The following is a 20,657-nucleotide window of genomic DNA, read 5'->3' on the forward strand; positions in this document are numbered from 1 at the left end:
CGGCGCGAGCTCCGCCCTAGGCGGCAAAACCCTCGTGCTGCGCCGTCCGCTGCGCGTGCTCGCGGCACAACTGCTCGACCAGGGTGCGATGGTCGGGCAGATCGACAAGTGCATGGCCGGCCATCTCGCGGATCATCGCGAACTCGCGCTGCGCCGCGGCCATCTGCGGATACGCGCTGCGCATCGGCTCCAGGTCGGTCCTGAATTCCATGCCGTACAGCACGTACTGCCAGCTGCACGGCAGGAACATTTCCAGGTCGGTGACGAAGTCCAGCCGGTGCGGCGGGCGATGCCGCCACAGCGCCAGGCGGTCCTGCAGCGTCTGCGGGATGCTGGCGGGGTCGGCGTTGTCGATCCAGAACGCGTGGTCGCGCCGCTGCGACAGGCAGTAGTGCATCTTGATGAAGTCGATGATGCGCTCGTAGCGCGCCACCATCATCTGGTTGTAATGGCGCGCGCTGCGTTCCATGTCGTCGAGGTCGCCGGGCAGCAGATGGGTGATCAGGTAGGCGCCCAGTTCGACCAGGGCGATGCCGGTGGATTCCAGCGGCTCGACGAAGCCGCCGGCCAGGCCCACCGCCACGCAGTTGCGCCGCCAGTGCTCCGGCCGGTAGCCGGTCTCGAACTTGATGTGCAGCGCATCCAGCCCCGCCGCCTGCTCGCCCACGTAGCGGCGGATCACTTCCTCCGCACGCGTCGCATCGGTGTGTCGCGACGAGTAGACGTAGCCGATGCCGCGGCGTTTCTGCAGGCCGATGTCCCAGATCCAGCCGGCCTCCTGCGCGGTGGCGCGAGTGAATGGCAGGATCGGCGCGTCCGGCCGCGCATACGGCACCTGCAGCGCCACCGCGCGATCGCCGAACAGCACGTCGCGCCGGCTGTGGAATGGCGACTGCATCGCGCCGCCGATCAACGCGCCGCGCAGGCCGGTGCAATCCACGTACAGGTCGGCGCGCAGCTCGCCGATTTCGCGGGTGACGATGCGATCGATCGCACCGGATGCGTCCAGCTCCGCCCGCTCCACCGTGGCCAGATGACGGGTGACGCCAAGCTCCTGGCCATGCTCGGCCAGTACCCTGGCGAAGCAGGCCGCATCGAAGTGATAGGCGTGGTTCATCGGCCCCTGGTAGTCGGGATCGCCGGCCCGCTTCGGCGCGCGACCCTGTTCGATCAGGCGCTGCTGCATGCTCACCGCCTCGGCGAACGACATGCCTTCGGGCGCACCGCCCAGCAACCAGTACGGCAACAGCTCCGGGCTGCCGGGGCGTTGGCTGGGCTGGCTGAAAGGATGGAAGAAGCGATCCGCACCCGCCTCGCCGGGCGGGCGCACCCAGTTCACGTACTGGATGCCCTGCTTGTAGGTCGCGGTGGCGCCCACCAGGAACCGCCGCTCGTCCAGGCCGATCGCGGCCAGGGTGCCGCGGATCGAGGGAAACGTGGCCTCGCCCACGCCGAGCAGGCCGATGTTCGGCGACTCCACCAGCTCGACCCGGATGCTGCCGGGCGCGGCGCTGTTGAGCGTTTTGGCGAGGTAACAGGCGGTGAGCCAGCCGGCCGTGCCGCCGCCCACCACCAGGATCTTCTGAATGCGTGACATCTCGCCCCTCCGCGGCTTGTTGCGGAGCAACAAGCCAAGCATGGAAATTCGCAGTAGGATCGGCCCCGATGACAGCGCTGTCATACATTTTGACAGCGCTGTCATTCAGCACAATAGCGCATGTCCGCGACCACTGCATGTCCACGACGATCTTTGGGGAGAGGGTGAAATGAAATTACGCTACTCGGCTTTGTACCTCGCGATGACCGCGATACTCGCCTCGGGCGCCGTCCATGCAGCCGGTCAGGACACGACTGCTGCGCCCGACGCCGCCACACGCACCAAGGTCAAGGACCTGGACAGCGTCCAGGTCACCGCGACCAAGCGCGAAACGCCGCTGCAGAAAACCCCGGTCGCGATCAGCGTGATCAGCGCCGACTCGCTCGACAAGGAGCGGGTGATGACGGTGCAGGACATCACCAAGCTGGTGCCCGGTTTCCAGGCCACCTCGCAGGGCGACCACGGCGTGGTCACGCTGACCATGCGCGGCATCGGCAACGACAGCGCCAAGACCGAATACGCCGATCCGGAAGTGGCGATGTTCATCGACGGCGTCTACTCGCCGCGCCCCGAAGCCGCCGCCGGCCTGCTGCTGGACATCGACAGCGTGGAAGTGCTGCGCGGTCCGCAGGGCACGCTGTGGGGTCGCAACTCCACCGCCGGCGTGGTGAACTTCCAGACCGGCAAGCCCGACCTCAGCGGCTTCTACGGCAACGCGCAATTCGAGGCAGGCAACTACAGCCACGTCGGCACGCGCGCCACGGTGAACCTGCCGATCAGCAGCACCTTCGGCATTCGCGTGGCGATGGCGCAGGAACAGCACGACGGCTACGTCGACTACCAGAACCCGTCGCAGCAGTTGCCCAGCGTGGCCGACCAGCAGGCGGCGTACCTGGCCAGCGGCGGCTCGCTGGCCAGCTTCCAGCCGATCAACGCCGCCAACTACGTGACCGCCGGCGACAAGTACAACGCGCAGGACCAGTCCGCCGCGCGCGTCAGCGCGCTGTGGCAGCCCAGCGACAAGTTCACCTGGAACCTGTCGTGGGAATACTTCCGCGACCGGGGCACGCCGGGCATGAGCCTGATGCAGCATCCCCGCGCCGGGCAGGACTTCTGGTCCGCGCTGATCGACACCGCGCCCTACCTCAAGCGCGACTCCAACACGGTGCGCAGCCGGATGGACTTCAAGATCGGCGACTCGATGCTGCTGAGCTACGTGGCGGGCTTCAACCGCTTCTCCGGCAAGAGCAATTTCGACCAGGACAACGGCGCCCAGGTGCCGACCAGCTTCAACACCGGCGCTTCGTACCAGGCCGACCGCACCAATTTCTCCAACTACAGCAACTACAGCCACGAGCTGGACCTGAAGTCCACCGGCGACAACGCGGTCGACTGGATCCTTGGCGCGTACTACGCGGCCGAAGACAACAACATCCGCTTCGACATCCCGATCCTCAACGGCACCGCCCAGGGCACGGTGAGCTGGCAGGGTTCGTTCATCCAGCCCAAGGAAACGGTGAAGTCCACCGCGTTCTTCGGCCAGGCCACCTGGCACATCAGTGACGGCCTGCGCCTGACCGGCGGCGCGCGCTGGTCCAAGGACAAGAAGGAAAACGTGGGCGGCCGCGGCTGGGGCTGGGGGTATGACCCGAACGTGCCGCAGGTGCCGATCGCGCCGGACGTCGACCCGGGCAACGTGGGCTTCAACGTCTCCACCGTCAACGATGCGAAGTACGACAAGAGCAAGGTGACCTGGCTGGGCCGGCTCGATGCCGACGTGGGCCAGCACGGCCTCGTGTACGCCAGCGTGTCCACCGGCTACAAGTCCGGCGGCACCCAGGATGCCGGCACCCTGTACGAGCCGGAGACGCTGACCAACTACGAAGTCGGCTCGAAGTTCAGCTTCCTCGACGGCCACCTGACCTGGAACAGCGCGATCTACTACGAGCAGTTCAAGAACTTCCAGCTGGCCGCGCCGATCACCTACCCCGACGGCAACCGCGGGCTGGGCTTCTCCAACGTCAAGGGCACCACCAAGGTGATGGGCTTCGAATCCGAACTGGCCTACTCCAGCCAGGACGACCGCCTCAACCTGGTGTTCTCGGCGATTCCCAAGAAGGAACTGGGCACGCTGAAATACGCCGGCAGCAACGACTACCAGGGCCTGCCCGCCTGCGATCCGGCCTCGGGCATCAGCGCCTGCGTGGACGTCAGCGGCAACGACCTGCCGCACGCGCCGAACACCTCGCTCACCGCGATCTACGAGCACGACTTCCACCTGACCAACGGCGGCCGCGTCACCCCGCGCCTGTCCGCGCAGTACCAGAGCACGCAGTGGCTGAGCACGTTCAACCTCGGCGAAGGCGATCAGCAGAAAGCCTATACACGCGGTGATCTTTCGGTGCGCTACACCGAACCGCAGGATCGCTGGTGGGTCTCGGCCTATGTGCAGAACGTCACCGATGGCAAGGTGCGCACCAGCGCCGGTCGCTTCGCCCTGCCCAACGGCAGCTTCATCTACACCTCGCAGTACCTGCCGCCACGCACCTACGGCGTGACCGTCGGGGTCTGGTTCTAAGGCTGACACCGTTCTCCTGGCGACGGATTCCTCCCCTCCCATCGCCACTGGATGCCCCCGCAACGGGGCATCCTTTTTTTTGGGGCGCTCGCACCCACAAGTGTGATCGTCCGCAGACTCCGCGCGATCACCTGGCGCTGCCGCCGCAATCTGCGTAGCCGGACACGGACACGCGCCGCGCCTGACGCTTGAATGGGAACCGCAGCCTCACCGAACCGACGATCAGGACGCTCTCCCCGCGACCGCCCGCTCCGGGTCGCCCATTGGATGCACCGGCAACGGGGCATCCGTTTTTTTTGGCCGTCCATATGAGCGGGCCGGCGTCGCCCCGGCAGGCGACGCCCACGAAAAAGCGGCCCGCAGGCCGCTAGTTTTCATTCCGCGCCTTGCCGGAACCTGTCCCGGCTCCGGCCTTGCTGCGCGGCTCAGTGCGCGGGGCAGTCCAGCGTGTGGTCGGCCACCGTGCCCAGCGACACTTCGGCCACGGCGATGCGTTCGCCGGTGCTGCTGGTCCACTCGAACGGCCGGTCCAGCTTGCTCATGTCGGCGCCCGCGTCGCGGAAGCACTTCAGCGGAATGCCGACGCTCAGCCATTGTCCGCGCGGCAGGGCGCTGAGCTGCGTGCCGATCGGCAGCTGCGCACCGCAGCCGCTGCCGCAGCTGACGCCGATGCTGGCGCCTTGCGCCGACAGCGCATCGACGCGCAGCGTGGTCACCAGCATCACGTCGCCATTGGTTTCGCGCTCGACGTCCAGCGGCGCCGGCGCGACCAGCGCGGCCTGCGCCTTGCCGCCGCCTGACCAGGCCAGGCTGCGGGCGTCTTCCTGCGCCTTGTAGTCGAGCGCGCCGACGCGCAGCGTGCCGTCCGCCGTGACCGACGGCGTCGCCGTGACGTTGCTGTCCGCGCCATTGGCGCCGGTGAGCTGCAGCACGAAGCCCTGCGCCGGCTTGCCGTGGGTGAAGTAGACGCCGGCACGCGCGCTGCTCAGCGCGATGCCCGGATCTTCGGACAGCTTGCCGCCCTTGCCGGGCTCGGCATAGCTCAGCCCGAAGCCGTAGCGGAACTGCGGGTCGTAGTGTTCCTTGCCGCCGGCCAGCGGAATCTGCACCGCGGTGCGCGGCCACGAGTAGGCCAGCCTGCCGTGGAAATCGTGGGCGATGTGGCCGTCGCGGGTGCGCAGCAGCACGTCGGCAATGCCCTCGCCCTCGCTGCCCGGCAACCACGCCACCACGAAGGCGTCGGCGGCATTGATCTCGCGGTTCATCCACAGCGGCCGTCCGGTCAGGAACACCGCCACCACCGGCACGCCCTGCTGGCGCAGGCGACGCAGCAGGTCGAGGTCGTGATCGTTGCCCGGCCGGTAGGCAAGGTTCGGCAGGTCGCCCTGGAACTCGGCGTACGGGTCTTCGCCGAATACCACGATGGCGACATCGGGCTTGCGTTCGTACTTGCCTTCCACCGACAGCTCGGCGCTGCCGCCGGCGGCCTGCACCTGGTCGCGGATGCCGGCCCAGATCGAGGTGGCGCCGGGGAAGTTTGCATTGGTGAGGCCGGTGCCCTGCCAGGTCAGCGTCCAGCCGCCGTTCTGCTTGGAGATGTTGTCCGCGCCATCGCCGGCGACCAGCACGTGCTTGCGCGGATCGATCGGCAGCACGCCGTCGTTCTTCAGCAGCACCAGCGATTCGCGCACGGCACGGCGGGCCAGCGCGCGATGTTCGGCGCTGCCGATCACCTTGGCCGAATCACGCACCAGCGGATTGGCCGAAGGCAGCCCCGCCTCGAACATGCCCAGGCGCAGCTTCACCCGCAGGATGCGGCTCACCGCGTCGTCGACGCGGGCCATCGGGATCACCCCGGACTTCACCTCGGCCAGGGTGTTCCTGTACAGACCCTTCCACGAGTCGGGCGCCTCCAGCATGTCCAGCCCGGCGTTGTACGCCACCGGGCAGTCTTCGTTGGTGCAGCCGGGCACCTGGCCGTGGGCATTCCAGTCGCCTAGCACGATGCCGCCGAAGCCCATGCGCTGCTTCAGCACGTCGGTGATCAGGCCCTTGTTGCCGGCCATCTTCACCCCGTTCCAGCTGGAGAACGAGACCATCACCACCTGCACCCCGGCGCGGATCGCCGGCGGATAGCCGACCGCGTGCACGTCGCGCAACACCGCTTCGCTGACCTCGGCATCGCCCTGGTCCTTGCCGTCCCTGGTGCCGCCGTCGCCCACGAAATGCTTGGCGGTGGCGATCACGTGGTCGGCGTCGAGGAACTGCGGCGTGCCGACCTTGCCTTCCAGCCCCTCGATCACCGCGCCGGCGTATTGCGCCACCAGCGCGGGGTTTTCCGAATAGCCTTCGTAGGCGCGGCCCCAGCGGCCGTCCTGGGGCACGGTCAGTGTGGGCGCGAAGGTCCAGTTGATGCCACTGGCGCGCAGCTCGCGGGCGGTGACTGCGCCGATCGCATGGATCAGCTGCGGATCACGCGCGTTGCCCAGCGCGGAGTTCTGCGGAAACAGCGTGCTGCCGACCAGGTTGTTGTGGCCATGCACCGCGTCGATGCCGAACAACACCGGGATCGCCAGCCGGCCGCCCGAGGTATCCATCGAGGCGCGGTAGAACGCGTCGGACAGCTTCTGCCACTGCGCCGCGGTGCCGTACTGGCCGCCGTCCGGCCCGGAATTGCCGCCGGCCAGGATCGAGCCGAGCCGATACTCGCGCACGTCCTCCGGCGTCACCGACTTGATGTCGGCCTGGATCATCTGGCCCACCTTGTCCTCCACCGACATCTTCGCCAGCAGCGCCTTCACTCGCGCCTCCAGCGCCGGATCGGGCGGCAACGGCGAGCGCACCTGGGGCCAGGCATCGGGATGGACGGTGGCGGCGGTGTCCCCGGCGAGCACGAAATGGATGGGCATGATCAACGCGCCGGCGAAGGTGACGGAGAGGGCAAGACGACCCGGCAACGAGTTCGGTGGGGGCGGAAATCGCACGGCAAGGCTCCTGGCTGGCGCGCCGACGGCACGCGGTCTGAACCGCATAGTGACACGGATGACAGCGCTGTCAATTCGCTGCGCAACATGGCCGGATTCGGCGGGTCCGGTCAGGCACGCCGTGGCGGTGTGACGCATCGGCCGACGCATCAGCCAAGGGAAGTGGCGGCCTGCGACGGCGTGTGGCGGGCTGTGCCCGCCCTACGGAGGGGCGGCTGAGAGGGAAGCGTAGGGCGGACACCGTCCGCCGGCTCTTCGCGACCGGGCGGCGAACTTCAGGAAACGCGCGCGGTGGAGCCGCGGATCTGCAGGGAGAACGGCATCTGCACCAGCTCGCCGGCACCGCGGCCGCGCAGCAGGTTCAGCAACTGCTGGGCGGCGATCCGGCCCATCTCGCGGCTGGGCTGCTGCACCGTGGTCAGCGCCGGCCACAGCTGGCGCGCCAGCGGGGTATCGTCGAAGCCGCAGACGGACAGGTCCTGCGGCACCTTCAATCCGTACTCGCCGGCGGCCCACATCACCCCGGTGGCCATGTCGTCGTTGGCGGCAAACACCGCCGTCGGCCGCTGCTTCAGGGCGAACAGTTCGCGTGCCGCGGTGACGCCGGAGCCGAACGTAAAGGCGCCCTGCACCACCAGCGCCGGGTCTTCGGGCACGCCGGCCGCCGCCATCGCCTCGCGGTAACCGGCCAGCCGCCAGCGGCTGGCGCCGTGGTCGGCGATGCCCAGCACGTGGGCGATGCGCCGGTGGCCCAGGCCCAGCAGATGCTCGACGATGGCTCGCGCCGCGGCCTGCTCGTCCATCCGCACGCCGATGCTGGCATCGCTCTGCGGCGACACGCTGGCATACGGCACGTTGCGTTCGCGCAGGCGCTTCAGCAGCGGCGCGTAGTCGGTGATCGGCGGGGTCAGCACCACGCCGTCGGGGTGATGGTCGGAGATCAGCGCGTCGAGCCGGCGGATGAAGTCGTCGCCGCGCATCCGCAGCGGTCGCACCATCATGCTGTAGCGATGCGCGTCGCAGGCTTCCAGCACGCCGTCCTGGATCTCGGCCAGGTAGGTCGAGGCCGGGTTGTCGTTGTTGTCGTACAGCATCGCCACCACGAACGAGCGATTGCCGGCGAGACTGCGTGCCGAGGGATGCGGGCGATAGTCCAGCTCTTCCATCGCGGCGCGCACGCGCTTGCGCGTCTCCTCGCTCACGTTGGCCTCGTCGTTGAGCACGCGGGACACCGTCTTGGGCGATACGCTCGCTGCGCGCGCCACTTCTTCGAGGCGTACCCGCATGGAATCTCCCGTGTGATCGTGGCCGTCGAACGACTATGCCGTCATCGCCCGCCGCTTTACAAGGCGCCGCGCGAATGGCGCGCCGGGCGAAAACGCACGAGCGGCATGAATACGTATGCAACCACTGGCTGCTGCAGTGCGACGCTGCCTACCATGCAGGAAGCATCGTCCCTGCGGACGTCGCGCCAGCCCGCCGCCACCGGAGCGTTGTCACCGATGACCACCACGATTCGCCTTCCGCCACCGCGTTCCCGCCCGTGCTGAGCCTGCTGCTGGGAGCCGCGCTGGCCGCCAGCGCCACGACGCCTGCGTGGCAGGAAGGCCTGGCGCAGGACGGCCTGGACTGGCACGGCGTGCACGTCGGCATCGAGCACGACGCGCAGCACCGCTACACGCTGGCGTGGCCCTACGGCCAGCGGGTGATCGCCCCGCAGCCGCTGCGCAGCGACACCGCCAGCCCGCTGTTCGACGGCCTGTTCGCGATGGCGCAGGACGACCTCGCGCTCGACTCGGTGGAGGCGATCCGCGACGGCGCGTTCGACCACGGCCAGCCGATTCCCTGCCGCTGTTTCGTCACCGGGCTGAAGTGGCCTTACGTGTGGACGCGCGACCTGTCCTACGCGATCGACCTCGGCCTGTGGCGCTTCGATCCCGCCCGTTCGCGCAGCGGGCTGAAGTTCAAGCTGTCCGGCGTGCGCGTGGCCGGCGCAGCGCAAGGCCCGGATTCAAAACCGTACTATCCGATGCAGGACACCGGCTCCGGCGGCAGCTGGCCGATCAGCACCGATCGCGTGGTGTGGTTCCTCGGTGCGCGCCATCTGCTCGACGACGCCGCGTTCGCCGGCGACGTCTACCAGGCACTCGGCGCCACCCTGGCGCAGGATCGGCAATACGCGTTCGACCAGCGCCTCGGCCTGTATCGGGGCGAGACCTCCTTCCTCGACTGGCGTGAACAGAGCTATCCGGCGTGGACCGCGGACGAGGTGGGCTTCATCGCGCAATCGTTCGCGCTGTCCACCAACGTGCTGCACTACCAAGCGCTGCAACTGGCCGCCACGCTGGCCGACCAACACCACGACGCGAAAGCCGCCACCGGCTACCGCAACGAGGCGGTGGCGCTGAAGGCGGCGATCAACGCCCGCTTCTGGCGCGCCGATCGCGGCATGTACATGAGCTACCTCGGCGGCGACGGCACGCCGTACGACACTTACGACCTGCTCGGCATCGCGCTGGCGGTCGACAGCGGCGTGGCCGATGGCGAACGCGCCCGCCGTACGCTGGCGAACTACCCCACGTGGCCGGCCGGCAGCCCGGTGATCTGGCCCGAGCGCGCCGACCAGCCGATCTACCACAACCGGGCGATCTGGCCGTTCGTCAGCATGTATGCGCTGCGCGCCGCACGCGAAACGCAGCAGCCCGCCCGCATCGCCCACGAGATCGCCTCGATCATGCGCGGCGCCGCGCTGTACGGCTCCAACATGGAGAACTACGAACTGCTGACCCAGGGCCAGCACGTAGACGAAGGCAGGCTGAGCGGACCGGTGGTGAATTCGCCGCGACAGCTGTGGTCGGTGGCGGCGTATCTGGCGATGGTCAGCGAAGGCGTGTTCGGCCTGGAGGAGAATGGCCGGGTCGCACCGAAGCTGCCCACCGCGCTGGTGCCGATGCTGTTCGGCGCGCGCCATGCGATCACCCTCGAACTGCCCGGACGCCGGATCACCCTGCAGCTTCCCGCCACGCTCGACGGCAACCTGCTCGTCGCCGACCAGCTGCGCACGCAGGGCAACACCACCACCGTCACGCTGAAAGCGGTGCAGGTCGCCGACGTGCCGCTGCGCACCGACGCGCCCCTGTACGCGCCGCTCGCCCCCGCCGCGCCGCAGGTGCAGGCCGTCGGCAAGCGCTGGCAGATCCGCGTCGAGGGCAAGCAGCGGCTCTACCTCAATGGCATGGCGCACGGCGACATCGACGCCAGCAGCACGCTCGCACGACAGCCGGGCCTGGCCTGCTTCAGCGCCACGCGCATCGGCGCACAGGGGCTGGAATCGCTGCACAGCCCCACCGTCTGCGTCGGCGACACGAACCGGATCGGCGGCGACTGGCCACGCCAGTGGACGGCGCCAGCCAGCGGCGACTGGCGCGTCGCGCTGGACTACGCCAACGACCACGGCCCGATCAACACCGGCATCACCGCGGCGGTGAAGATGCTGGTGATCCGCTGCGACGGCAGCGCCGAGCAACGCTTGCCGATCGTGATGCCGCACAGCGTGCGCACCCAGTCATCCAGCTGGGGCCGCTTCGGCGCGAAGGCGGGCGCGACCTGCCGGTTCACGCTCGACGACGGCTTCAACATGAGCTACCTGGCCCACTTCGCCCACTACACCGGCGGACAGGGCGGCAGCGATGGCCCATTGAACCGGGCGGTGGTGCATGATCTGCTGATCGCTCCGCTCGCCCCCGGCCACGGCTCACCATGAACGACGGTACTTCCGCGAACTCCAAACCGGCGCTGTCGTTCTGGCAGATCTGGAACATGTGCTTCGGCTTCCTCGGCCTGCAGTTCGGCTTCGCGCTGCAGAACGCGAACGTCAGCCGGATCTTCCAGACCCTGGGCGCCGACCTCAACGACATCCCCGCGCTGTGGATCGCCGCGCCGCTGACCGGGCTGATCGTGCAGCCGATCATCGGCCACTTCTCCGACCGCACCTGGAACCGGCTGGGCCGGCGCCGCCCCTACTTCCTGGCTGGCGCGGTATTCGCCTCGCTGGCCCTGCTGTGGATGCCGAACGCGCCGGTGCTGTGGATGGCCGCCGGCCTGCTGTGGATTCTGGACGCCTCGATCAACGTGTCGATGGAGCCGTTCCGCGCCTTCGTGGGCGACCAGCTGCCGACCCGCCAGCGGCCCTCCGGCTACGCGATGCAGAGCTTCTTCATCGGCGTGGGCGCGGTGGTGGCCTCGGCGCTGCCGTGGATACTGACGCAATTCGGCGTGGCCAACGTGGCGCCTGACGGCGGCATTCCCGACACGGTGAAATATGCCTTCTACGCCGGCGGCGCGGTGCTGCTCGGTGCGGTGCTGTGGACCATCTTCAGCACCCGCGAATACCCGCCGGACCGGCTGCAGTCGTTCAGCGACAGCGTGGCCGAACCGCTGGCGGTGGACGTGTCGCAGGCCTGGCGCTGGGGCGTGCTGCTGCTGGTGGTCGGCGTCGCGGTGCTGTTCGCGATCCAGCATTTCGCGCTGGAGAAAGAGGTCTACGTGCTGGGCGGTGGGCTGCTCGTGTTCGGCCTGCTGTTCGTCTGGCTCAGCTTCAGCCGCGGCCGCGGCATGCTGCGCGAAGTGATGGGCGATCTCTACGGCATGCCCGTCTCGATGCGGCAACTGGCGTGGGTGCAACTGTTCTCGTGGTTCGCGCTGTTCGCGATGTGGATCTACACCACCGCGAGCGTGACCGAGACCATCTACGGCACCACCGACGTGCACTCGGCCCTGTACAACGAGGGCGCCAACTGGGTCGGCGTGCTGTTCGCCGCCTACAACGGCTTCGCCGCCGTGGCCGCGGTGGTGATTCCGCTGATGGTGCGGCGCTGGGGCCTGCGCATCAGCCACCTGATCAACCTGTGCCTGGGCGGCGCCGGCCTGCTGTCGTTCCTGCTGATCCGCGACCCGGTATGGCTGCTGGCCTCGATGGTCGGCGTGGGCTTCGCCTGGGCCTCGATCCTGTCGCTGCCCTACGCGTTGCTGTCGGACAACCTGCCCGCGGGGAAGATGGGCGTCTACATGGGCATCTTCAATTTCTTCATCGTGATCCCGCAGCTGCTCGCCGCCAGCGTGCTCGGCCTGCTGCTGCGGCTGTGCTTCCACAACCAGCCGATCTGGGCGCTGGCACTGGGCGGCGCCTGCCTGCTGGTCGCCGGCCTGTTCACCCTGCGCGTGCGCGAGCCCGGCTAGCCCAGCCTCGCCAACGCCATCACCGGAACGACGAGATGATCCGCACCACCGTACTGGCGCTTGCCACGCTCACCCTGCACTGCGGCGGCGCGCGCGCCGCGGACACCACGCCCGAATTCGTCGGCACCGACGCGCCGATGGCGTCCAACGCGATCTACTTCGTGATGACCGACCGCTTCGTCAACGGCGATCCGTCCAACGACCAGCGCGACCAGGGCGGCGCCCACCGCACGTTCGACGTCCCGGTGGCCGGCGCGCCGAAGGGCGAAAGCGCCAACATCGGCTACCTCGGCGGCGACTTCCGGGGCGTACTGGACAACGCCGCCTACATCCGCGGCATGGGCTTCGGCGCGGTGTGGATCACCCCGATCGTGGACAACCCCGACGAAGCCTTCACCGGCGGCGATCCGGTGAGCTGGGGTTCCAAGTTCACCGACCGCGGCAAGACCGGCTTCCACGGCTACTGGGGCGTCAACTTCTACAAGCTCGACGAACACCTGCCCAGCAGGAACCTCGACTTCCGCCAGTTCACCACGGCGATGCGGGCGCAGGGCCTGAAGACCGTGCTCGACATCGTGGCCAACCACGGCTCGCCCGCCTTCAGCATGCCGCAGGCGCAACCGATGTTCGGCCAGATCTACGACAAGGACGGCAAGCTCGTCGCCGACCAGCAGAACCTGCCGCCGTACAGGCTCGATCCCGTGCGCAACCCGCTGCACCGCTTCTACCACGCCTACGACGACCTGGTTCAGCTGTCCAACAACGACGACCGGAACCCGGCCGTGCTCGACTACTTCGCGGGCGCGTACAACCAGTGGGCCGACCAGGGCGCCGACGCGTTCCGCATAGACACCATCAGCCACATGTCCAACACGTTCTGGAAACAGTTCGCCGCGCGCATCCGGGCGAAGCATCCCGGCTTCTTCATGTTCGGCGAAGCGTTCGACTACAGCCCCGACAACATCGGCCAGTACACCTGGCCCGAAAACGGCGGCATCAGCGTGCTCGACTTCCCGCTGCGCGGGCGCATCGCCGACGTGTTCGAGCATCCCGGCAGCGACTACGCCCAACTGCTCGACCGCCTCTACCTCACCAACGGCCCGTACCAGAACCCGTACGAACTGGTCACCTTCTACGACAACCACGACATGGCGCGCCTGGCCGCCAGCGACAACGGCTTCATCGACGCGAACAACTGGCTGTTCACCGCACGCGGCATCCCGGCCATCTACTACGGCTCCGAAACCGGCTTCGAGCGCGGCAAGGCCGAACACCAGGGCAACCGCAACTACTACGGCCAGCAACGCATCGACGCCGCACCGAAAAGTCCGATCTATCGCCAGCTCAAGCGCATCGCCCAGTTGCGCGAAAAGACCCCGGCACTGCAACGCGGCCTGATGCTGCCGCTGCACTTCGCCGGCAACCGGGCGGCGTTCTATCGCGTGTACCAGAAGGGTGACGTGCACCAGATCGCGCTGGTGCTGCTCAACAAGGGCGACGCTGTCGCGCAGTTCGACATCGGTGACTACCTGCAATCCGGCACATGGACGCCAGCATTTGGCGGCCCGCCAATCGAAGTGCGCGCGGCCGGAAAACTGCGCGCCAACGTGGCGCCACACGACGTAAAGATCTATTTGCTCGACGCGTCCGCCAGCCGCAACGACCTCACCGTGGAGCTGACCCGCCTGATGGCGGAGCGCGCCCATCCCGCCGACTGAACCGCACTGGCCATCGTTCAAGGAACCCGGTCCATCCACCGCGCAGACCTCCCTTGATCAAACCTCCCGCGATGCCCCCAAAAAGATGGCATCATCGTCCTCATCTCCGAAACTCAACGTGGCGGGATTAGCTTGCTGGATTAGGCTGCCGCAACCCATTTAACCTGTTGCTCTTTGGACACTACGGTTAAGTCCAAGAATTCATCACCCGGGGATAGGCTGCTGGATTAGACTTCAATTTGAAATCTACTTAGCGTTAGGGCCCATACCATGCAGCCTAGCGAGCCACTTCAGTATCCCGCTCACTTTCCGCCCGTGACCAGGTGGAAGCGCTTCTTTATCGGCGTGAGGTGGCTTGGTCCAGATCTGTCATTTCTAAAAGACCTTCGCACTAATCAAGCATCTCGCTCCGCTGCGTCCATGGAGGTTTGGGGCGGCGCCGCGCGCAAAGCCGTTGCTACCGTCGCAGGCGCCGCCTTCGCCAAATATTGCGGCTGGTCCAAGCCGTTCTTCCTGCCTAGTGACAATGTGGCGGTCATTGCCAGTGGCCCGAAGTTCGGCGCCCTTGACACTACGGATGTTCGTGATGCTATTGGAGTTATCGAAGAGCTCGTAGGCACACAAATGGGCAAAACATTTTGGGAGCATTCCGGCTCGGTTACGTTTGGTGAGTTGGTAGACAAACTAGTAGCCGCAGCGGGCCTTAACCACTCGTTCGAGGCGGACGGCTACGCCGCCGCTCAACTCAAGCGTTAGAGCGCACAATATGGTAATCGTCGATGTGCGAATTTGATTGGAGCGTAGCTGCCGCTTGGGTACAGGCCATTGGCTCTATTGCGGCCATCATGGTTGCTATCTGGCTCGGCGAGCGAAGCGCTCGTCAGTCACGCGAACTGGTTGAGCGAGAGAGGCGGCGTCAAGCGGATATCGTTGCCTCGACGATCTCAACAAAGCTGCATCTTCTCGGCGTCGAGCTAAACAAGAAAGCGCATTTCGCTTCCGTCATTGCAAATCAAGTGCATGAAGGAGCTGTTCCGCAGCTCGACGATACCGCATTTCAAAAACTGTTCTTGTTAGATCAACTCCCCACATTTGGCGATTTAAGATCGCACTTCACTCTCTTCGATCGTGACACCGGAATTCTGGCTAATACTACGTGGGATGTTGTAGAGGGCTATAACCCTATGATCGCATCTGCCATTGCAGTTCATAAAGCCACGGGCAATGGTGACCAGAGTTTGATCAACCTATGCACCACCGTTGTTGAGCGGATGCAGTACATACAGGGTCTTTGCTCTGACACAGAGTCACGCTTGGAGGAAGTTCATGAACTCGATCGGGATCAACCCGCGGGCGCACTCTAACAACTCCGTAAGAGACTTCCCGTCAATCCCGGCCGCATGAGGCTTTTGCCCTGAGCTTTCGCGCCACTGCTGGTGAGGGCGTTGTTCGATGGTGCGTGCTGCGTATCAGTGCTGCGCGACTGCAACGAGTGTCAGGCTGCATTTCCGTAACCGGTCTTGTTGAGTCGGTTTCGCTGACTCGGACCTCTGTACAAACCGCACCCGAAGACCTCATTCGTTTATCGGACTGTCCGGTGCCCGGGGATCAGCCGTTATACCGTCTGGACGTCCATCTGGTTAGTCAGGTTCCTCTGGGTCGGCCTGAACCGTTGTCTACCACTTCGCACTGACGATGGAACGAAACCTTGTGGCTACGCGGCCTTGGTCGTGTGGTGCTTCTGGTGCATGGGATGGCGGAGGCAGGCGTGCGGATCGTAGTCCACCTCGTGCGCCAGCATCGCCCAGATTTGTCGTGCGTGTTTGTTGGCGATGGCCACGATCACCTTGCCGAACGCCGTCGAGTGAGCGTATCCTCCACGGAACGCAGCATCAGGATTATGGCGGATGACTACGCCGCCACCCAATTCCAGCGTCAGGACGCGCGCATCGGATCTCGGATAATGAACGGCAAAGCCATTCTCGGTGCTGTGGCAATCTCTACTCTGGCTGCCTGCGCGACCAGCTCCGGTCAAGCACGCCCCAGTTCCGCCGAATCAATATCGCGAGGAATCGCCGGGGCTTTGAAGGGCTCATCCCTCGACAGCCATACGAAGAACGGCTGCCTGAGCTCGCTGGACTTCTGGCGAGACGAAGTCGCCGACGACGCTCCACCCGCCAAGCTCACCGGCGGACTGTTCTTCCTGGGGGATAGCTACCTGGTCGCCAACTTCGCCTACTTGGACGGGACACAGCGGCTAATCTGGCAAACAGCCGACTTGACCAAGCGACTGGACGCGTCCACAGCTCAGCTCGCAGAGCTCTCTGATCTCCTGGTTGCAGCTCATCGCGACAGCCCGCCCAAACAGCCCACCCGATCCATGCATACGACATGCGTGGTATTCCTGGACATACACGGTCGCTACTACTCTGTGCAACCGGATGATTCCGTCGAGAGCGACCGATCAGTGGACCGAGCCATGACGCTTCTCGACAGGTTCATTCAGGGTACGCCGTAACAATGCGTACAAACCGAAATTGCGTCGCCGCCCCCGACAACATGATCGATAGAGCTTGCCATGTTGCCGGGTACGCGCTGCAATTCGCTTTAACTTAAGCATTAGGGGGCTTATGAGACGTACCGCTGCGTCAGTAGGCTGTTTTCTACTTTCAGGCTGTGCAGGCCTGCTCGGTCCGGCAGACGGTTACTTTTTCGCCGTTGGCGCTACGCCAGGCAGTTCCAGCTGTCAGCTTTCCGTCACTTCGCTTGGTTCCAAATCTGCACCGCAAGAGCGGGTTGTGTCCGGCAGCTTCCGGGAAAGTTTCGCCGTTGCACCATCGCACAAAGGGCACAGAATCGCGTTGAGCTGCAACAACAAGGTGGTTGAAAATCATACGTTCAAGTACGGCCACGACGTTCGCGCGGGTGGCGACTTCGCGGTCAACGCCAGCGCCTTATGACCAATTATCCAGGCGTCGGGCTTCACAACACACAATTTGGAGGTGTGGCATGAAGAATCTTGCAATCGCTTTGCGTGTCACCTACATCAGCCCAGCCCCTGCAACCACGCCTGCCTGCCCCCACGAATAGGCGCATGCCGGGACGGCTGAACCAACTATTCATTCGAAATGAACGACTGTGCCGCCGCGCAGTTCCGGTGTCTGGCCTCTGTGGAACGCAAATGACGAAGCTGCTGCTTAGTTTGATCCTCTCGACCGCAACATCGACTGCCTTCGCGAGTGCGAACTGCACGGATCGACCAGCATGCTGGCCGGAGGGCAGCTCGATGAATACCGGGCTGCTTTTGGTGCAGAAACGACAAGCAACTGAAAAGCGCCTTGACAGAGCATATGGACAGTTGGTCCTTCTGACGGAATCTGCGTCGATGCTCGGCCCTCGCGTCGTCGAAGCACTTAAAGCCGAACAAGTGGAGTGGCTCAAATATCGTGATGCGGAGTGTGAACTCGTCGGCGCGCTAACCGGCGCCGGTGGAACGTGGCCCTCAACGTACGCAGCAAGGTGCGAGGCAAACCTCACTGATCAACGTTTGCGACGAGTACGCTCTGCTACCAGATGTATCCATCGGGCTATCGCGAAAAATCAGGAATTCGAGGAAAGCAACTGCCTGCAGCAGCTTGCACCCATCGCAAATCGCCTGCGGGCAGGCCGGCAATCATCTGTTCAGCTCCGGCGCGATATCTCATGAAAACCGTTGGCCTCGTGATCCTGCTTGCCTTCTTGGTTCCAGGGATGGCGCTTGCTCAGTCATCCCTCGCAGATGTTCGGCGGTCACATATCGACGCAAACGTTCCCGCGGCTGTGAACTTCCCAAAGTTCCTCGAGCGTGACCTGCTCGGCTACCTCCAGATCCATGGCTTCCCTCAGGCAACTTCGGTCAGCTTCTCGCCGCTCAGAGACGGGCCCACGCAGTCGGGAGTGGCATACCCGAAGTTCTACTTGTGGGTCGAGGTCTTTCAAGGAAAACGTCTGTTGACGCAGGGTGCGGCGAGGGTCGCCGCCATTGAACGGTCTTACTTCCAGGTCACCGACTTCCTGCCTGGCTCCGTTGTTCGCACCTCGCCCGACCAGGTCTCTTCGGTTTTCCCAGCACCGCTCGTCACCTCCATCATGTCCCGCGCGAAGGCATCGCCATTGTTGCGGCATCCTTCCCGGGGTTCCACATCAAAGCCCTAGCTGGATGGGCCAGTTCATGCACCTTTGCCGTACCCCGCGGAGCGACGATGCCAACGATACGAAGAGCGCATGCCGGTGATGCCGGCAGGCTGGCCGAAGTTGCCGAGGCGACTTTCAGGGCGACGTTCGGCGCAACGAACACCACCGAGCACATGGAGCTTCATTGCCGAAGCAGCTACGGCTTGCACATTCAGTCAGCCGAGATCGCCGACCCCGACCTGCTCACCTTGCTCAGCGAGGATGAGGGGCGCCTGGTCGGCTATGCCCAGCTGCGCCTGGGCGAGGCACCGGGATGTGTGGCGGCGAAGCGACCGGGCGAGATCCAGCGCCTGTATGTCGTTGAGGACTGGCACGGCAAGGGAGTTGCGCAGGCGCTCATGGATGCCTGCATCGAGGCGATGCAACGACGCGGCGCAGACGCCGTCTGGCTCGGTGTGTGGGAGCACAATCCGAGGGCCATCGCGTTCTACGGGAAATTCGGCTTTGTCGTGGCGGGTGAGCATGTGTTTTCGCTGGGCGGCGATCAGCAGCGGGACCTCGTGATGGTCAGGGCGCTTGCTTCGGAGTCGCCTGCGCGATGCGGCGAGGACGTCGGCACATGAGTGTCCACGCCGGCTCCTGCCTTTGCGGCGCGGCGCGTTTCGAGGTGGAAGGCGAGTTCGAGCACTTCTACCTTTGCCACTGCATGTATTGCCGCAAGGATTCCGGTTCGGCCCACGGCGCGAACCTGTTTTCCGCGCAGGCCCGCTTGCGATGGCTCAGCGGCGAAGACAAGGTGACGCGCTTCGAGCTGCCGCAAACCCGGCACGTCCGGTGCTTCTGCTCGATCTGCGGCTCGGCCCTGCCGGTGACCCCGATGGACGGCCAGGTGCTGGTCGTTCCGGCCGGCAGCCTTGATACCGCTGTCACCCTCCAACCCGACGCGCACCTCTTCGTGGCCAGCAGGGCCGACTGGGACGAGGGCCTGGAGACGATTCCACGCATGGCGGGATTCCCGGACTGAGACGCCGGCGGTGGCGCATTGATGCGCCATGGCGCCAGACCGCATACTGAGCGAACACTGTTCATCGCCGGGGACCACGCGATGCGATGCAAGCCGGGGTTGCTGATGTTCGCGCTGGTGCTGCTGGCCGGTTGCGGGACCGTCCCGCGACTGCCCGCTCCACCGGAACTGATCGGCGCGGCGGCGCCGGAGGGCTTTTCGCCTGACGTGCGACTGGTCACCACCGACCTGAAGAACTTCACCGCGCTGGCCCCCGACTTCTTCGGCGGCATGCGCAGCGCGGCGCACGACGGCACCGTCGACATCCTGGCGCTGTCCGGCGGCGGCTCGGGCGGCGCCTACGGTGCCGGCGTGCTGGCCGGCATGACGCGCGCGCACGCGCGACCGCAATTCGAGATGGTCACCGGCGTGAGTGCCGGCGCGCTGCTGGCCCCGTTCGCGTTCCTCGGGCCGCAGTGGGATGCCCGCATGCAGGAGGCGTTCACCGGCGAGCGCAGCGCGCGGCTGCTGCATTCGCCCACCCGCACCGTGCTGTCCCGACTGCTGTCGCCGCGCGGCCTGCCGCACCACAACGCGCTGTTCCAGCTGGTCGATCATTTCGTCACGCCGCAGATGATCGAAGCGGTGGCGCGCGAAGCGACAACTGGCCGCCGGCTGGTGGTGGCCACCACCGACCTGGACAAGCACGAGACCGTGCTGTGGGACCTGGGCAAGATCGCCCGGCATGGCGGCGACGCGGCGCGCACGCTGTTTCGCGACGTGCTGATCGCCTCGGCCAGCGTGCCGGGCGTGTTCCCGCCGGTGCTGATCCGCGTGCGAGACGGTGACCACGTCTACGACGAGATGCACGTGGACGGCGGCGTCACCACCTCGGTGTTCAGCACGCCGCTGATCGCCGGCATCCAGTCCACCGATCTGCCGCTGCTGCGCGGCGCGCATCTGTACATGCTGGTCAACGGCCAGCTGGCGCGGGCGCCGCAGACCACCCGCTACAACACCATCGACATCGTCTCCAGCGCGCTGGCCGCCGAACTCACCTACAAGACACGCGAGGCGATCGTGGACAACATCGCCGCCTCGCACCGGCTGGGCATGCAATTCCTGCTGACCGAAATTCCGGTGGACTATCCGCAGACCAGCTTCATCGACTTCGATCAGACGCAGATGCTGGCGCTGTTCGACTTCGCCGCCGGTTGCGCCGCGCAGGGGCTGGCGTGGATGACCCCGGAGCAATCGGTACGGCGCAACATGGGCGCGAATCACGCCGCCACGGCATCGGACGCACCGGCCTGTCCGGCGGCGGCATTCGACGCGGCGCATTGAATCGTCGTCGCGTAGTCGCCGG

General features: G+C 65.8%; 14 protein-coding genes and 1 pseudogene. 11 read left to right on the forward strand and 4 right to left on the reverse strand.

The window, feature by feature from the left end; genetic code table 11:
- Positions 1 to 16: 16 nt before the first annotated feature.
- The gene (locus ASD55_RS14325) at positions 17 to 1,597 is read right to left on the reverse strand and encodes a tryptophan halogenase family protein (RefSeq protein WP_056767374.1); all 1,581 of its coding nucleotides are present in this window, start codon (positions 1,595 to 1,597) and stop codon (positions 17 to 19) included.
- A 169-nt stretch (positions 1,598 to 1,766) separates the two neighbouring features.
- Between ASD55_RS14325 and ASD55_RS14330 the strand changes: the two genes are divergently transcribed.
- On the forward strand, positions 1,767 to 4,175 hold the full coding sequence (locus tag ASD55_RS14330; RefSeq protein WP_056767095.1) for a TonB-dependent receptor: 2,409 nt from the start codon (positions 1,767 to 1,769) through the stop codon (positions 4,173 to 4,175).
- Positions 4,176 to 4,600: 425 nt separating this feature from the next.
- On the opposite strand, the gene ASD55_RS14335 is transcribed toward ASD55_RS14330, so the two are convergent.
- Together ASD55_RS14335 and ASD55_RS14340 are read right to left on the reverse strand one after the other, a co-directional pair.
- The gene (locus tag ASD55_RS14335) at positions 4,601 to 7,084 is read right to left on the reverse strand and encodes an exo 1,3/1,4-beta-D-glucan glucohydrolase (RefSeq protein WP_056767097.1); all 2,484 of its coding nucleotides are present in this window, start codon (positions 7,082 to 7,084) and stop codon (positions 4,601 to 4,603) included.
- 350 nt (positions 7,085 to 7,434) lie between these two features.
- The gene (locus ASD55_RS14340) at positions 7,435 to 8,445 is read right to left on the reverse strand and encodes a LacI family DNA-binding transcriptional regulator (protein ID WP_056717343.1); all 1,011 of its coding nucleotides are present in this window, start codon (positions 8,443 to 8,445) and stop codon (positions 7,435 to 7,437) included.
- A 257-nt stretch (positions 8,446 to 8,702) separates the two neighbouring features.
- Between ASD55_RS14340 and ASD55_RS14345 the strand changes: the two genes are divergently transcribed.
- The 5 genes from ASD55_RS14345 to ASD55_RS14365 all read left to right on the forward strand — a co-directional run bounded on the left by ASD55_RS14345 (position 8,703) and on the right by ASD55_RS14365 (position 15,479).
- Entirely contained in the window at positions 8,703 to 10,922 is a 2,220-nt protein-coding gene (locus ASD55_RS14345) for a hypothetical protein (protein WP_056767375.1), read from the forward strand.
- A complete protein-coding gene (locus ASD55_RS14350; RefSeq protein ID WP_056767099.1) occupies positions 10,919 to 12,397 on the forward strand; it encodes an MFS transporter in 1,479 nt (492 codons plus the stop codon). Before ASD55_RS14345 ends, ASD55_RS14350 begins: the two co-directional genes overlap by 4 nt.
- A gap of 35 nt (positions 12,398 to 12,432) precedes the next feature.
- Positions 12,433 to 14,115, forward strand: a complete 1,683-nt coding sequence (locus ASD55_RS14355) for an alpha-amylase family glycosyl hydrolase (RefSeq protein WP_056717346.1) — start codon at positions 12,433 to 12,435, stop codon at positions 14,113 to 14,115.
- Positions 14,116 to 14,535: 420 nt separating this feature from the next.
- Positions 14,536 to 14,871: a hypothetical protein gene (locus ASD55_RS14360; RefSeq protein WP_056715970.1), complete on the forward strand. Its 336-nt coding sequence runs from the start codon at positions 14,536 to 14,538 to the stop codon at positions 14,869 to 14,871.
- A 23-nt stretch (positions 14,872 to 14,894) separates the two neighbouring features.
- Positions 14,895 to 15,479, forward strand: a complete 585-nt coding sequence (locus ASD55_RS14365) for a hypothetical protein (protein ID WP_056767101.1) — start codon at positions 14,895 to 14,897, stop codon at positions 15,477 to 15,479.
- A 350-nt stretch (positions 15,480 to 15,829) separates the two neighbouring features.
- Here the strand turns inward: ASD55_RS14365 and ASD55_RS18875 are convergent.
- Positions 15,830 to 15,970, reverse strand: a pseudogene (locus tag ASD55_RS18875) (IS110 family transposase); the annotation flags it as partial.
- A gap of 1,326 nt (positions 15,971 to 17,296) precedes the next feature.
- Between ASD55_RS18875 and ASD55_RS18150 the strand changes: the two are divergent.
- The 5 genes from ASD55_RS18150 to ASD55_RS14390 all read left to right on the forward strand — a co-directional run bounded on the left by ASD55_RS18150 (position 17,297) and on the right by ASD55_RS14390 (position 20,635).
- Positions 17,297 to 17,821: a lysozyme inhibitor LprI family protein gene (locus tag ASD55_RS18150; RefSeq protein ID WP_162248792.1), complete on the forward strand. Its 525-nt coding sequence runs from the start codon at positions 17,297 to 17,299 to the stop codon at positions 17,819 to 17,821.
- Positions 17,818 to 18,309, forward strand: coding sequence for a hypothetical protein (locus ASD55_RS14375; RefSeq protein ID WP_056717074.1), 492 nt, complete (start codon positions 17,818 to 17,820; stop codon positions 18,307 to 18,309). Before ASD55_RS18150 ends, ASD55_RS14375 begins: the two co-directional genes overlap by 4 nt.
- A 47-nt stretch (positions 18,310 to 18,356) precedes the next feature.
- Complete coding sequence (locus tag ASD55_RS14380; RefSeq protein ID WP_056717073.1) at positions 18,357 to 18,911, forward strand: GNAT family N-acetyltransferase; 555 nt, start codon at positions 18,357 to 18,359, stop codon at positions 18,909 to 18,911.
- Positions 18,908 to 19,312, forward strand: a complete 405-nt coding sequence (locus tag ASD55_RS14385; protein WP_056717072.1) for a GFA family protein — start codon at positions 18,908 to 18,910, stop codon at positions 19,310 to 19,312. The genes ASD55_RS14380 and ASD55_RS14385 overlap by 4 nt, the downstream gene beginning before the upstream one ends.
- 81 nt (positions 19,313 to 19,393) lie before the next feature.
- Positions 19,394 to 20,635, forward strand: a complete 1,242-nt coding sequence (locus ASD55_RS14390; RefSeq protein ID WP_056767105.1) for a patatin-like phospholipase family protein — start codon at positions 19,394 to 19,396, stop codon at positions 20,633 to 20,635.
- The last annotated feature ends 22 nt before the right edge of the window (positions 20,636 to 20,657 follow it).

This window comes from Rhodanobacter sp. Root561, from assembly GCF_001427365.1.
Taxonomy (GTDB): Bacteria; Pseudomonadota; Gammaproteobacteria; order Xanthomonadales; family Rhodanobacteraceae; genus Rhodanobacter.

Bases quoted from the DNA above. Each gene is read 5' to 3' on its own strand.
- ASD55_RS14325 (WP_056767374.1), bottom strand. From the start codon at position 1,597: ATGTCACGCATTCAGAAGATCCTGGTGGTGGGCGGCGGCACGGCCGGC.
- ASD55_RS14330 (WP_056767095.1), top strand. From the start codon at position 1,767: ATGAAATTACGCTACTCGGCTTTGTACCTCGCGATGACCGCGATACTC.
- ASD55_RS14335 (WP_056767097.1), bottom strand. From the start codon at position 7,084: ATGCCCATCCATTTCGTGCTCGCCGGGGACACCGCCGCCACCGTCCAT.
- ASD55_RS14340 (WP_056717343.1), bottom strand. From the start codon at position 8,445: ATGCGGGTACGCCTCGAAGAAGTGGCGCGCGCAGCGAGCGTATCGCCC.
- ASD55_RS14350 (WP_056767099.1), top strand. From the start codon at position 10,919: ATGAACGACGGTACTTCCGCGAACTCCAAACCGGCGCTGTCGTTCTGG.
- ASD55_RS14355 (WP_056717346.1), top strand. From the start codon at position 12,433: ATGATCCGCACCACCGTACTGGCGCTTGCCACGCTCACCCTGCACTGC.
- ASD55_RS14360 (WP_056715970.1), top strand. From the start codon at position 14,536: ATGGAGGTTTGGGGCGGCGCCGCGCGCAAAGCCGTTGCTACCGTCGCA.
- ASD55_RS14365 (WP_056767101.1), top strand. From the start codon at position 14,895: ATGTGCGAATTTGATTGGAGCGTAGCTGCCGCTTGGGTACAGGCCATT.
- ASD55_RS18150 (WP_162248792.1), top strand. From the start codon at position 17,297: ATGACGAAGCTGCTGCTTAGTTTGATCCTCTCGACCGCAACATCGACT.
- ASD55_RS14375 (WP_056717074.1), top strand. From the start codon at position 17,818: ATGAAAACCGTTGGCCTCGTGATCCTGCTTGCCTTCTTGGTTCCAGGG.
- ASD55_RS14380 (WP_056717073.1), top strand. From the start codon at position 18,357: ATGCCAACGATACGAAGAGCGCATGCCGGTGATGCCGGCAGGCTGGCC.
- ASD55_RS14385 (WP_056717072.1), top strand. From the start codon at position 18,908: ATGAGTGTCCACGCCGGCTCCTGCCTTTGCGGCGCGGCGCGTTTCGAG.
- ASD55_RS14390 (WP_056767105.1), top strand. From the start codon at position 19,394: ATGCGATGCAAGCCGGGGTTGCTGATGTTCGCGCTGGTGCTGCTGGCC.